Source organism: Cytobacillus mangrovibacter, assembly GCF_042865275.1.
GTDB classification, from domain to species: Bacteria; Bacillota; Bacilli; order Bacillales; family Cytobacillaceae; genus Cytobacillus; species Cytobacillus mangrovibacter.
On record NZ_JBIACJ010000007.1, the window covers coordinates 128,894 to 143,208 of the forward strand.

Consider the following 14,315-nt stretch of genomic DNA (forward strand, 5'->3'; position numbering starts at 1 on the left):
ATAGGAGAATTTATTAGAATTTGGCACTTGTCCCCTTGCTTGTTAACGAAAGAATATGAAAGGGGACAAGCGTACTTTATTAAAGTGGAAAATAGTGAATGCAGAAAAATGAGGATAAACCTTTACTCTTTAGTTCTGATCGATTAAATTTCGAAGCTTTCTTTCATGTCTCACATTTTTAATGGTAAGATGATCAATATTCTCCTGTGTTTCTAACAATTCAACCCTAAAAGAATCAAGTTTTGATTCTACACGGCCAACTCTATCTTCTAAGCGTTCAAAGCGCTTATCCATTTGTTCAAACCGCTTGTCTACTTGTTCGAACCTTCTATCTACTTGTTCAAACCGCTTGTCCATTTGTTCGAAACGCTTGTCTATTTGATCGAATTTCTCATCCATCCGATTCTCAAGTTGAACCTTCATGTCAGTAATTTTGTTATCAATATGTTCAGAATGAAGTTCCAGCGCTTTTAAAATTTCCTGAATTCCTGATTGATCCATGTTTATCACCTCCAATTCATATATATTATATCCTCAATAAAAGATAAAAGCGATCATAAAATATTCTACAAAAAGATAGAAATATGCTGTAAGAATGAAAAGGTTTTCTATCCGTAGCTCTATCCATTTGCTATAATAAATAATATTTTATTACATTTGGAGGTTCATCCATGAAGCTGACAGAAAAGGAATTAGAAATAGTAGAGATTTTGGAAAAGGATGCACGCATAGAGAATGAAGATCTTGCGAAAATGGTTCATTTAAGCATAGAAGAAACAGAAGAAGTAATAAAAAAACTTGAAGAACAGAAAGTCATTGTTAAATATACATCTGTCATTGATTGGGGAAAAGTCGAAGACCATTCTGGCTTAACTGCAATGATCGATGTGAAAGTAACCCCTAAACGAGGCGTAGGCTTTGATGAGATTGCCGAAAGAATTTATCGTTATAAAGAAGTGAAATCTGTTTATTTAATGTCTGGTGCGTACGATTTATCAGTGGAGATTGAGGGGAAATCAATGAATGAGGTGGCGCGTTTTGTTTCACAAAAGCTTTCGACACTTGATTCAGTTATCTCCACGACTACACATTTTATATTGAAGAAATATAAGCATGATGGCACAATATTTGAAACAGATGATGATGACAAACGAATTGTGGTGTCACCGTAATGAAACAGCTAAAAAAAGAGTATCTATCTAAAAAGGTTCAAGATTTAAAGCCTTCAGGAATTCGCAAGTTCTTTGATTTGGCGGCAGGAATGAAGGATGTAGTCTCTTTAGGTGTTGGTGAACCAGACTTTGTCACACCATGGACGGTAAGGGAAGCAGCAATTCTTTCCATTGAGCAGGGGTATACCTCATATTCAGCGAATGCAGGATTTTTAGAGCTGCGGAAAGAAATTGCTGGCTATATGAATAAGCAGTTTAATCTAACTTATTCTCCACAATCAGAAATTATTGTTACCGTTGGGGCAAGTCAGGCGATCGATATAGCAATGAGAGCAATCCTTAACCCTGGTGAAGAAGTGATCATTATAGAACCTTGCTTTGTCTCCTATTCGCCAATGGTTGAAATGGCTGGTGGAGTCCCTGTACATGTACAGGCATTGAAGGAAAATGATTTCAAAATATTGCCTTCCCAATTAGATGCGGTTATTACAGAGAAAACAAAAGCGATCATGCTTTGTTCCCCAAATAATCCAACAGGAACGATGTTGAATAAAAAGGAACTTGAGGATATTGCAATGATTGCAATAAAACATGATGTACTCGTCATTGCAGATGAAATATATGCAGAGCTAGTCTACGATGAAGAGTATACAAGTCTTCCATCCGTTGAAGGGATGAGAGAAAGAACAATTTTAATTTCTGGTTTCTCGAAAGGGTTTGCGATGACAGGCTGGCGTCTTGGTTTTGTTTGTGCACCGAAAGAGATGTCGCAAGCAATGTTGAAAATACACCAATACGCAATCATGTGCGCGCCAACGATGGCTCAATTTGCCGCAATCGAAGCACTTCAAAACGGCCGCTCTGATATTATAGAGATGGTGAAAAGCTACCGTCGCCGTCGAAATTATATGGTCCAATCATTTAATGAAATAGGACTAACCTGTCATTCACCAGGCGGAGCCTTTTATGTGTTCCCTTCCATTGAATCTACTGGCCTTAGCTCAGAAGAGTTTGCCGAACGGCTTCTATTGGAAGAAAGTGTAGCAGTTGTGCCAGGAAATGTTTTTGGTGAAAGTGGGGAAGGTCATATCCGCTGTTCATATGCCACTTCCATGGACCAGCTTCAAGAAGCTGTCAAACGTATCAAACATTTTATTAGTAAATTAGAACGCTGACAAAGAGGGAATGTTATTTTTCCTATCTTTTTTAAACGAAATCAAATCGTAAAATTAATTTGCTCCATTAATACGCAGTTCAACAAAATTCGTAAAAGAATAAGAGTCCAAGCCTTACTGTACATGATAAATTCATGAACAGTAAGGCTTTTTTAACACTCTCTTCTGAAAATGTTATCATTTTTGAATGAATTGTGTGTTTGAAAACTATTCACAATTAGTGTTGGTTGATTGGAGTGGAAGGCGCGAGACTCCTGCGGGAGTAGTGGGACAGCTGAGACCCCGCAGGAGCGTTAGCGACGAGGAGGCTCAGCGCCCACCCCGCGGAAAGCGAGCGACCTGAAGCGGAAATCAACCTCTACAATTTTATGTTAAAAGCAACAATGTTTGCAAAAAAAGGCCTTTTAATAAACAGAAATGACACAGTGTCATAAAACATTTGACATATGACACCATGTCATTTATTCTATAAACAGAAGGAAATGACATGATGTCATATTGAGAGGGAACTGAAAATGGATCAAGAGAAATTAAAAAAGTTTATTAATGAATTGAAAATAAAAGGCATAAACGCTTCATTATGTAAAAGACCCGTTTTAAATATTAACTTAGCGAAAGAACAGAAAACGATTATCAGTTGTTAATAGAATATAGAAAAACAACAAAAAGGAGATCAAAATGGAAGTAATGACACCAGCAAGTTTAAAACAACAATTTAAAACATTAAAGACGGATTTAATCCGATTTATGATGTCATATAAGTTCGCGTTAGCAGAAATGAACACAAAAATTGATATATTAAAACAAGAATTTCAATACATCCATGATTATAATCCAATTGAACATGTCACATCCCGTATTAAATCCCCTGAAAGTATTTTAAAAAAGGTTCAAAGGAAAGGGTATGAATTTTCGTTACCTTCCATTAGAGAAAATATTCGAGATATAGCTGCGATTCGTATCACTTGTTCCTTTATATCTGATATTTACGAAATAAGCCATATGCTTCAGAATCAAAAGGATATTGAAGTGATCGCATGTAAGGATTATATAAAAAACCCCAAGCCTAACGGCTACCAAAGCTTGCATTTAATCTTGCAAATTCCAATCTTTATGTCAGATCGTGAAGACCATATCTTTGTGGAAATTCAAATCCGTACGATTGCAATGGATTTCTGGGCAAGCTTGGAACACAAAATTTATTATAAGTACAATCAAGAGGTTCCTCAGAAGATTAGGGATGATCTTCGGGAGGCAGCAATTACAGCCGCCCAATTAGATAAAAAGATGGAAAACATCCATAAAGAAATGAATGCAATCAAGGGCCTTAATAGGGAGGAAGAGGACCTACAAGAACTTTCAATTAATAATGAAAAGTTCCGTCTCCCCTTGGACTTTTTAGCACCAATTATGCGAACTGCGGACACAATTGAATAATTCATTACAAGAGGAGCGAGCAAATTGCCGAAAATTACATTTTTTAATTTGCCAGAGGAAAAAAAGCAAACGTTAATTCAAGCAGCGAAAATAGAATTCTCAAGAGTGCCATTATATGAGGCTTCAATTACAAACATAATTAAATCAGCCGGTATCCCTCGCGGCAGCTTTTATCAGTATTTTGAAGATAAAGAGGATGCTTTTTTCTTCTTATTAAATGAATGGGCAAAAGAAAATAAAAACCACTTTATCTTCATTTTAATTAAAAATAATGGTGATTTATTTGAAACGATGAAAGAGTTTTTTCAAGTGATTATCATGGAAGAGGAAAACTTCCATTTCTTAAAGAATACTTTCTTAAATATGACTCATCGAATTGAACGTACATTTGCAAGAAGCTTTAATGTGAATGAAAGAAATGAAGGTTTTGAGAAAATCAGCTCCTTAATCGATCTGTCCATTTTGAATATTTCAGATGAGAAAGAATTATTTTATGTTTTGAAAATTATTTTAGCTGTTACCATTCGTAATTTCATTGACAAATTTGCTAGAGATTTGTCTGCCGAAGAAGCGGTAAATATATATATGATTGAAATGAATTTGTTAAAAAAAGGACTTTATCGGAATCCAGAATTGGAACTTGAGAAAAAATAACCTTCTGCTATTGACTCAAAAAACAGGATATGTTATTAAATGAATGAAGCATTTTAGCACTCTGTTCAATAGAGTGCTAAAATGGGGTATGAAATGAAAGGGGATCTCGATATGGAAAAGAAACAATTTCAAGCAGAGTCTAAAAGACTATTAGAAATGATGGTCAACTCTATCTACTCCCAAAAGGAAGTTTTTTTACGTGAGTTGATATCTAATGCAAGTGATGCCATCGACAAAATCTATTACAAAGCATTGACTGATGAGAATTTACGCTTTGAAAGCGAAAGCTACTACATAAAAGTGGAGCCAGATAAAGAAAGTCGAACATTGAAAATCATTGACACTGGAATTGGAATGACAAAAGAGGAATTGGAAAGTAATCTAGGTGTCATTGCCAAAAGTGGTTCTTTAGCTTTTAAAAAAGAAAATGAAATAAAAGATGGCTATGATATAATTGGCCAGTTTGGGGTTGGCTTCTATGCGGCATTTATGGTGGCAGATGTAGTAACTGTAATCAGTAAAGCACAAGGTAGTGAAGCAGCTTTCAAATGGGAATCGGAAGGTACGGATGGATATTCGATTGAGCCAACAACGAAAGAAACGGTTGGTACCGAAATTACTTTGAAAATCAAAGAAAACACAGAAGATGAAAATTATGATGAGTATTTAGATTCATATCAATTAAAATCAATTATCAAAAAATACTCTGACTTTATTCGCTATCCAATTAAAATGGAAATCGAGAGCAGCCGTCCTAAAGAGGGCAACGAAAATGAATGGGAGGAATATACAGAAGAACAAACCATTAACAGCATGGTTCCAATTTGGCGCAAAAATAAAAGTGAATTGACAGATGAAGACTACGAGAAATTCTACATGGAAAAACATTATGGCTTTGATAAGCCCCTTAAACATATCCATATTAGTGTGGATGGGACTATTCGTTATAATGCGATTCTATATATTCCGGAAAAAATTCCATTTGATTACTACTCTAAGGAATATGAAAAAGGATTGGAGCTTTATTCAAACGGAGTATTAATTATGAATAAATGCTCAGACCTTCTTCCAGATTACTTCAGCTTTGTGAAAGGGATGGTAGATTCTGAGGACCTATCTCTTAACATCTCAAGGGAAATCTTGCAGCATGACCGTGGCTTGAAGCTGATTGCTAAAAACATCAGCAAAAAAATCAAAAGTGAATTGCTAAGCTTATTAAAGAATAATCGTGAAAAGTATGATGAATTCTTTAAATCCTTTGGCCGCCAGTTAAAATTTGGCGTTTATAGTGATTTTGGCAGTAATAAAGACTTGCTGCAGGATTTACTAATGTTCTATTCTTCTAAAGAAAAGAAAATGATCACATTAGATGAATACATCTCTAGAATGCCAGAGGATCAAAAATATATTTATTATGCTTCTGGTGAATCGGTTGAACGAATTGATAAGCTGCCTCAAACGGAGCTTGTAGCGGAAAAAGGCTATGAAATCTTATACTTCACTGATGATATTGATGAATTTGCTATCAAAATGCTGATGAATTATAAAGAAAAGGAATTTAAGTCTGTTTCAAGCGGTGATTTAGGGATTGAAGCTGATGAAAATGACAATAGCAATGATGAAATTCAGCAGGAAAATAAAGAACTCTTTGACGCAATGAAAGAATTCTTGTCAGGAAAGGTCAAGGATGTAAGAGCATCGAAAAGATTGAAATCCCACCCGGTTTGTTTAACTGCGGATGGGGAAGTAACGATTGAAATGGAAAAGGTATTAAACATGATGCCTGACAACCAAAATGTAAAAGCAGATAAAGTGTTAGAAATTAATCTAAACCATGATGTGTTTAAGTCACTGAAGACTGCTTTTGAAACAGATAAAGATAAACTAAGCTTATATACAAACTTACTTTATAATCAGGCACTTCTAATTGAAGGCTTGCCTATTCAAGATCCAGTAGATTTTACAAACGATATTTGCAAAGTAATGGTATAATATAGAAAATTGCAGCCCTACTATTTCTTAAGGTAGGGCTGTTTAATTTATACCGTAAATCAAGGGAGGAACTGACCGATGTTAGCTTTATTGAAAAAAGAAAAAAACGGGTATACAGCAATATTTGATCGTTTTCTTAATCATTCAGTTGAACAAGTATGGGCGATGCTAACTGAAAACGAAAAGTTGTCAACTTGGTTTTCAGAGTTGAAAATTGAAGAACTGCGTGAAGGTGGCTTAATAAAGTTTGACATGGGAGATGGCTCTTTCGAGAAAATGGAAATTTCTGAGGTAAAGAGCTATTCAGTTTTAGAATATACATGGGGAAATGATAGAGTACGTTTCGAATTAGAGGAAGCACGAGAAGGCTGCAGGTTAATTTTGATTGAAAAAATAAAAGAAATCACCAATCATACTCCAAAAGATCTTGCTGGCTGGCATGTCTGTTTAGATGTCATTGATCAATTATTAAATGGCCAAAGCAATTCTTTTAGAAAAGAAGAATGGGGGAAGTGGTATGAGCAATATATAAAGGTAGTTGAAGCAGTTGGTCATGAATAAACGGGAAACGTAAATCGTATGATTGCATTAAAATGGTGCGTAAATTCCTTTGCAGATTTATAATAATGAGAAAAGTCAACGATAAGGAAAGAAGTGGAGCTGGTTGGGAAAACAACAACAGATATATCTTATTTTGTTTTTTGTCATGGTGGCTTGGGGATTGAATGTCACTGCGACAAAAGTGCTGGTAGAAAATTTTATGCCTGTAACGATGACGGCACTTCGTATTTTTGTTTCGGGTATTAGTGTGTTTATTATTCTCTTTTTAATGAAAAAGGTTCGAATGCTGACAAAAAGGGAATTCCTTTATGTCTTTTTCGGAGGGTTATTAAATGTTGTAGCACACCAATATTTTCTATCAACGGGACTCACTCAGACTTCAGCCACTAATGGGGGACTTATCCTTGGAATGGGGCCACTTCTAACAGCGATATTGGCAGTGGTTTTTTTAGGTAGTGTAGTGACAGGTATTCGCGTAATTGGAATTGTATTAGGGATTGCAGGGGTATCATTTATTGTGTTTCAAGGGAATGGAGGAATAGATGGTGTGTCGATGGGGGATGTATACATATTTGTTTCTATTCTCGCACAGGCAGCTAGCTTCATTCTGATTAAGAAAGGTTCGGAGACATTAGATCCCCGGTTAATGACTGGCTATATGTTAGTCATGGGGGCGGTTATACTATTTATCATTAGTTTGTTTATTGAACCAGAGGGCTTAGCAAGCATGCACAATGAATCAATGAATCTATGGGCTGTTTTCTTTGCTTCAGCCATCATTGCTACTGCCATTGGGCATATGCTTTATAATAGTGCAATTGGAAAAGTAGGGGCAGCGGAAGCTTCTATGTTCCTTAATCTAAATCCTTTTTTTGCACTTGTAGGAGCTGCCATCTTTCTAGGAGAGAAAATTACGATGGCGCAAATTATCGGATTTATTTTCATCTTGTTAGGCGTTATTCTTGGTTCTGGCGCATTTGAAGAAACAGTCCGCAAGATTAAGAGAAAACAGAAAATGACTATCGCTAAGTAACTGTTTTCCTTTCGTAATAGATTTAGTGGAAGAGGAGGTAATATGCAATGGATAAAGAGAGCAGTAAAAAGGTGAGAGAACGAGGAATTGCGATTGGAACTCTTCATACGGGTAGAAAAAATTGTATTACAGATGTACCAGGAGTAAGTGTTGGCCATGTGACATTAGATTATCCTCTAGAAGGTGAAGAATATGCCTGCACTGGAGTAACAGCGATTCTGCCTCATGGAGGAAACTTATTTAAAGAGAAAGTGGTTGCAGCAAGCTATGTTTTAAATGGTTTTGGAAAAACAACGGGTCTTGTCCAGGTGAATGAGCTAGGGGTAATAGAATCCCCCATTATGCTAACGAATACTTTTGGGGTTCCTGCTGTGTCTCAAGGAACACTAGAATACATTCTTCAGGAAAATCCTGAAATAGGTGATACGACAGGCACGGTTAATATTGTTGTTGGTGAGTGTAATGATGGTAATTTGAACTCGATCCGGCAATTCCCTGTAGAACCAAAGCATGCAATTGAAGCCATAGAAAATGCCTCAACAGATAGATCTCAAGAGGGAGCGGTGGGTGCTGGGAAAGGAATGGTCTGTTTCGGCTATAAAGGTGGCATTGGCTCCGCATCTAGGATTATTTTAGATGAAGAGAATAATAGAGAATACATAATGGGATGTATGGTGCTGAGTAACTTTGGTGGCAAAGTAGAGTTCCCATTTGATAGATATCCTGGGATGAAACCGCAAATAGACGGGATAGAGAAAGTGACAGATGGATCCATCATCATTATTCTGGCCACTGATATGCCATTAAGTGACAGGCAGCTATTAAGAGTGGCTAAGCGATGTGGAATTGGACTTGGCCGATCTGGCAGCCATTTTAGTCATAGCAGCGGGGATATAGTCATTGCTTTTTCAACGAAAAATAAGATTCCTCATGAAAGTGAAGAGGTATTCCAGACACATTCATATATTAGAGAGGATCATCCAATCATGAATCAGCTATTTGCTGGTGCGGCTGAATCCACTGAGGAAGCGATATTAAATTCTTTATCACAAGCCGTAACAACAAAAGGAAGAAATGGGTTAATCGTAGAATCGATGTTTTCTTAAAATAAGTATAACGATAATAATATTATGTTAATAACATTGAGCGAAAAAATGATAGAGACATAAAGTTACAATATAAGGGAAGAATGGTTTCGTAACAAACTTATATGAACCGAAAATTACAGTAGAAGGAATAAGTGGGTTCATAAAAGGAGAATAGCGACTTAAAATTACAAATATAGGAAAAAACGCTCACTAATAGTATGTTATGTGACCAGTATTAACAGTAAAAGGAAATACTGGTCACATAAAACAGAGCTTCTAGCTATTATTGTTTTTTTCGATTCCTAATCTCTGCACTTACCTTTTTCAATGCTTTTTTCGATCCTCTTTCAATATCTCTCTGGAACTTCCTTTCGCTATAACTAGTAAATAGTGAATTTAAATCATAGCCATCCGGATATAATCGCTTGCTTTTATTTCAAGCTCCAATCTCTTCGCATTTAGTTCAATGAAATCTTCTTTATAGAGCACAGTTACATGATTATATGAATCCTTCTTCTTATACACAATCCCAAATTCATCATATTCAGTTAGCTTCACTTTATCTCCAACTTCAAATTCATAGTCGATAGCTGCTTCTAATGCTTCTTCTTTGGTTTTAGGGATGTTGCTCTCTTTTACCCGTTCTAAATCGTATGTTTTATTGTCTATATATTGCTGTGCTTTTTGTAAAATATGCTCAGGGATATTCATTTTCTTCGATATCCAAAGTGCATTGCTATCCCCAGATTTCCCAATCAAAAGCTTATACAATGGTTCAAGTGTATGACTATTGAATTGCATTGCTGCATTTATGAAATCGCTATGAATTTCTGAGTAACGTTTAATTTCCCCATAATGTGTGGTAGCAACGGTTATACACCCTTTATGGTAAAATTCTTCGAGTATAGCAATTGCTAAAGCAGCTCCTTCATTGGGCTCTGTCCCACTTCCGATTTCATCAAAAAGCAGAAGCGTATTTTTGCTGGAAGCTCTTAATATTTCAGAAAGATTTTTCATATGGGACGAAAAAGTACTGAGTGAATTTTCAATGCTTTGATTATCGCCAATATCAACAAATAAATGATCAAAAACAGCTAACTCTGTACCTTCATCAGCTGCAATGTGAAAGCCAGACATAACAGATAATGTTAATAGGCCGAGTGTTTTCAACACGACTGTTTTTCCACCGGCATTTGGACCAGTAATGATTAAGCTGCGATACGATTCGCCAATTTCAAAGTCCAGAGGAACAATATTTCCAGTCAATAGGGGGTGCTTTCCTTTCCTCAGCTTTATATAGCCATGATTATTCAACTGGGGCTCTATTGCATCCATGCTTTTACTAAACTTTGCTTTTGCAAAGATCATATCGTATTGGCTTATAAGTTCAATATTAATTTTTATTGATCTTATCTCTTCAAGGATCAACCCTGAAAGAGTAGCTAAAATTTGATATTCTTCGATTGCTTCCTCTGCCTTCAAAACAGCTAATTCTGCATTTAATTTTGAAACGGCTGCGGGTTCGATAAATACAGTTGACCCTTTCGAAGAAACTTCAACAATCGTCCCAGCCACTTGATTTTTATAAGATGCTTTAATTGGGATTGTAAAGCGGTCATCTTTTTTGCTAATAAAAAATTCTTGAATATATTCCTTGTTGGCGCTGCTTCTTAAAAATTTATTTAATCGCTCCTCAATTTTTTCCTCCGTCTTGGCAATATGATTGCGAATTCGTCTTAATTCCTTGCTTGCTTGTGAATCCACGCTGTTTCCTTTAATTGAGAAATTAATTTCATCCTCAATTCCTCTAAATTCTGTCATAGAGTATGCATAAGAGTGCAATGTTGGAGCGAAAAACTCTTTATCCGCCATAAATTTTTTTATGTTCCTGCATCCTCTTAAAAAGTCAGAGATCGCTACTAATTCTGAAGGGCTAAGCATCATGCCCTTTTCAAGCTTTTCAATATGATTTTCGATATTGGTTATCCCTTTTAATGGAAGATGGCTTTCGGCATCTAATAGTTTTCGTCCTTCTGTTGTCTCTTTTAAGCGAGTTCTTACAACTTTGATGTTTGTACTTGGCTGAAGTTGATCAAGCAATGCCTTTCCAAGACTGCTTACACAATAGGTTTTGATCATTTCCTTTAGCTCGTTATATTGTAATTTCTCAAATGTCATTGTATTCATATTGGCCTCCACATAATTGTTTTTTGAAAGCTCTGTTAAACTAGACTGTTGATTTCCGCTCCAGGCAATCGCTTTCCGCGGGGTGGGCGGTGAGCCTCCTCGACGCAAATGCGTCTGTGGGGTCTCACCTGTCCCACTTCTCCCGCAGGAGTCTCTTGCCTTCCGCTCCAATCAACAGAATGTAATAACACAGACTTTGATAAAAAAATGCCCGCAGAAAATATTCCTACCTTTCCAAATAACGAAAAAAACGGTTATTTGGGTAGAAAGCTCCTGCGGGCATTTGCTTTGTAGAAAACAAAGCAAGATTATCGTTAACAAGAAGGGGAAATGAAACAAAAAAGCATGACAGGACAAATCCTGCCATGCTTTTCGTCATAACATACCTAAAATGTTACACGATTATATGGAAAAGGAAGCCGTCTTAAGGTAGGTATTCACAATGAACACATTGTGAAAAAAGGCATACTTAATAAACTGGCTAAACCAGATATAAGTACCTTATTCAACTAAATTAGTTGATACCTACTCCCGACATAAATCCCCACACCTTTTAATTAGAATAACCAAAATATAGCATCCTTTTAAAGGGAAGTCAATGGAGAGAGTAGATGGAAACGCCTAATTTGCATTGTAAAAGAATATGCACGCTTTAAAATTTCATGAAATGGAGCATAATTTGAGAGAGCCAATTCATTCAGTTGGCGCTCCAGGGGGATAGTAGTAGGGTGGTACTTTAATCCAGCCCCGCTTTCGCATGAGATCTTTTAAACTTACACCAAATTTCATTTTTTCAAGCATACATTGCATAAAGAGTGAAGCCACATCATTCCGGATGCTTTGACAGGCGGCTGTTGCACAGGTCGTTGCTGCAGCGACTGTCTTTATGCTCAGCCCATTCATAATTTCATCGTCTGTCAATTTCACACCAAGAGGAACGCCATTCGGATCAGAATTTGGCCGATCCTCACTCGTTGGGGGCAAATGGATTCCTTCTTGCCTCATAAATTCTTTGAATCGCTTGCTTTGACTGTCACATTGGTTATAGCTATCTCTCAGCATTTTTATCACATCATCATCTGTGGTTGTATTTAATCCAATTTGAATAAACACTCTTGCTTCATCCATTAATGTTAAATAAAGCCAACAGCTCATTACTTCACCGACATGAAGGGGGTTCTTAGGTTCAGCATCCAGTTGCATTTGAAAATAATCTTTTAATGATTCAAAAATTGTTGTCATACAAGTACCGATCCTTTCTTAAGTAATAATCATACTTTTTCCTAAATTTGTAAAATGATACTATAAATTAATTTTTTCTAGTTGAGAAAGTAAAAAGCATCTTTTTTTCGGAATGATTCCCGTAAAAAAGATGCTTTCAACTTAATTGGTTCATTTATTTTTCAACTTCTGCTCTTGCTATTTCCTGATATGCTTTGAAGAACGCACTACAAAAAGTATCCCATTCACTAGCTGCCATAATGGAAGCATCACTAACATCACCTAGTACAGGTCTTTGTAATAAATCTTCCAATTGTGAACTGAACTTATTAATTTCCTCTTGTGATGCTCCTTGTAAAATACTTGCGACAAACTCAGCAGGGGAGTACCATTCTGACACTCTTTGAATATCACGATAAATTTGTGTTAATAGGAGATTGCGTGGCCCTTCCCATTGCTCGTTTACAACCACATCTCTGAAAATACGAGGCAAGGATGAAAATTCCTCCATTACTCCATGGCCAGCGAAGACAGAAATTGCTTCACGCAGCACGTCAGCTCCTTCACTTGTAGCACAAATTTTTTGCAGCAGCACTAGCTCTCTTAAATTGAATAATTGTTTTCTTAATTCAAGAGGCTTGTCAGTTGAGATCCCTGGATTTAAGGGCTGTTCAAGCTTTAAGAAAAGATCATAAATCTTAAATGCACCAGCTGTCGTGCGTTTAGCAGCCTGTTCAATTTGCCTTAACTTACTTGCAGCAAGCGGGAATTCATGCACCTTTTTGCCAAATACTTTTCGGAAATCGGCATATAGATGCGCTTCTCTAGAAGCACGTAACATAAATCCAGCACACGCAATCCCAATTTCTAGCCGAGATAAAGTTAGTACAATTCCAACTGCAACAGCAATTCCTTTATTAGCTGGTGCAATCGGGTACGCAAGGGCACCATTATACTGGATTTCTGCTGTAGGTAATTCAGCTGTGCCCATTTTCCATTTAATGCGGTTGATTGTATAACCATTTCTTATTTCCTTTTCTTTATTCCCTGGAAGCCATGCAGGTACAATAAATGTGGAGACTTTATCTGAGCCAGCTATTTTAGCTGTCACAACAGCATAATCAGCATGGGCAGCTGAACAGAAGAACTTGTTTCCGTATAATCGAAAATGTTTCCCGTCTTGAACAGCCTCCAGCATATTAGCAGGGAGATCAGATCCACCTTGAATTTCAGACATAAATTGTGCGCCAATGGCAAATTCCCCGTCAATCCCTTCTTTCGTATGCATCAATATCTCTTGCAGCTCTGGTATATCTGGATTTGGGAATTGATCTAATAAAGCAACAAGGCCATGAGTACAAGTTAATGGACAGGTGACGCCAGCTTCACCTAATTGATGAATAATCATACGCTTCGTAAAACTTTCCCATGGATTTATTTTATTAGAAAATAAGCCCTCACCAAACACACTTTGTTCAAGAATATGTGCTTCATGGGGGCGAACAATTCGGTCGATCCGATGATTGAATGCATCATAATGAAGCATATAAGGACGAACCTCTGGCCGTGCGACGGTTTCTGCTAAACGATTCCACTTAGATGACACTTTAGGAGAGAGGGCAAGTACGTTTTTATTGATCTCTTCAAAGTCTTTCCCTGTAAAATGTTTGACAGCCTTCTGCAAAAATGGTTCATCTTTATACCAGTCTAGATTTTCACGTTTCGAAACAAATTCATCAAATGTGTAGGGGTTTGTGCCTCTTTTTTCAACTTCTTGGGATACTATCGTCATTTT

At 36.7% G+C, this 14,315-nt stretch carries 11 protein-coding genes and 1 pseudogene; 8 read left to right on the forward strand and 4 right to left on the reverse strand.

The window, feature by feature from the left end; translation table 11 throughout:
- Positions 1-129: 129 nt before the first annotated feature.
- Complete coding sequence (locus ACFYKT_RS14110) at positions 130-501, reverse strand: hypothetical protein (protein WP_389220724.1); 372 nt, start codon at positions 499-501, stop codon at positions 130-132.
- A gap of 170 nt (positions 502-671) precedes the next feature.
- On the opposite strand from ACFYKT_RS14110, the gene ACFYKT_RS14115 reads away from it, so the two are divergent.
- The 8 genes from ACFYKT_RS14115 (at position 672) to ACFYKT_RS14150 (ending at position 9,130) form a co-directional block, all read left to right on the forward strand.
- A complete protein-coding gene (locus tag ACFYKT_RS14115) occupies positions 672-1,172 on the forward strand; it encodes an Lrp/AsnC family transcriptional regulator (RefSeq protein WP_389220727.1) in 501 nt (166 codons plus the stop codon).
- Positions 1,172-2,347 (forward strand): aminotransferase, encoded by a 1,176-nt coding sequence (locus ACFYKT_RS14120; RefSeq protein WP_389220730.1) that lies wholly within the window; start codon positions 1,172-1,174, stop codon positions 2,345-2,347. Before ACFYKT_RS14115 ends, ACFYKT_RS14120 begins: the two co-directional genes overlap by 1 nt.
- Positions 2,348-3,025: 678 nt before the next feature.
- On the forward strand, positions 3,026-3,784 hold the full coding sequence (locus tag ACFYKT_RS14125) for a GTP pyrophosphokinase (RefSeq protein ID WP_389220733.1): 759 nt from the start codon (positions 3,026-3,028) through the stop codon (positions 3,782-3,784).
- A 24-nt stretch (positions 3,785-3,808) separates the two neighbouring features.
- Positions 3,809-4,438: a TetR/AcrR family transcriptional regulator gene (locus ACFYKT_RS14130; protein ID WP_389220735.1), complete on the forward strand. Its 630-nt coding sequence runs from the start codon at positions 3,809-3,811 to the stop codon at positions 4,436-4,438.
- Positions 4,439-4,549: 111 nt separating this feature from the next.
- The gene (htpG, locus tag ACFYKT_RS14135) at positions 4,550-6,430 is read left to right on the forward strand and encodes a molecular chaperone HtpG (RefSeq protein WP_389220738.1); all 1,881 of its coding nucleotides are present in this window, start codon (positions 4,550-4,552) and stop codon (positions 6,428-6,430) included.
- Between the two features lie 78 nt (positions 6,431-6,508).
- The gene (locus ACFYKT_RS14140) at positions 6,509-6,991 is read left to right on the forward strand and encodes an SRPBCC family protein (RefSeq protein ID WP_389220741.1); all 483 of its coding nucleotides are present in this window, start codon (positions 6,509-6,511) and stop codon (positions 6,989-6,991) included.
- A gap of 103 nt (positions 6,992-7,094) precedes the next feature.
- The gene (locus tag ACFYKT_RS14145) at positions 7,095-8,024 is read left to right on the forward strand and encodes a DMT family transporter (protein ID WP_389220744.1); all 930 of its coding nucleotides are present in this window, start codon (positions 7,095-7,097) and stop codon (positions 8,022-8,024) included.
- A gap of 47 nt (positions 8,025-8,071) precedes the next feature.
- A complete protein-coding gene (locus tag ACFYKT_RS14150; protein WP_389220746.1) occupies positions 8,072-9,130 on the forward strand; it encodes a DmpA family aminopeptidase in 1,059 nt (352 codons plus the stop codon).
- 265 nt (positions 9,131-9,395) lie between these two features.
- Here ACFYKT_RS14150 and ACFYKT_RS14155 read toward each other — a convergent pair.
- The 3 genes and pseudogenes from ACFYKT_RS14155 to ACFYKT_RS14165 form a co-directional block, all read right to left on the reverse strand.
- Positions 9,396-11,299 (reverse strand): annotated as a pseudogene (locus ACFYKT_RS14155) (endonuclease MutS2).
- Positions 11,300-11,992: 693 nt separating this feature from the next.
- Entirely contained in the window at positions 11,993-12,541 is a 549-nt protein-coding gene (locus ACFYKT_RS14160) for a DUF3231 family protein (protein WP_389220749.1), read from the reverse strand.
- Between the two features lie 154 nt (positions 12,542-12,695).
- Positions 12,696-14,312 (reverse strand): acyl-CoA dehydrogenase family protein, encoded by a 1,617-nt coding sequence (locus ACFYKT_RS14165; RefSeq protein WP_389220752.1) that lies wholly within the window; start codon positions 14,310-14,312, stop codon positions 12,696-12,698.
- Positions 14,313-14,315 lie beyond the last annotated feature (3 nt).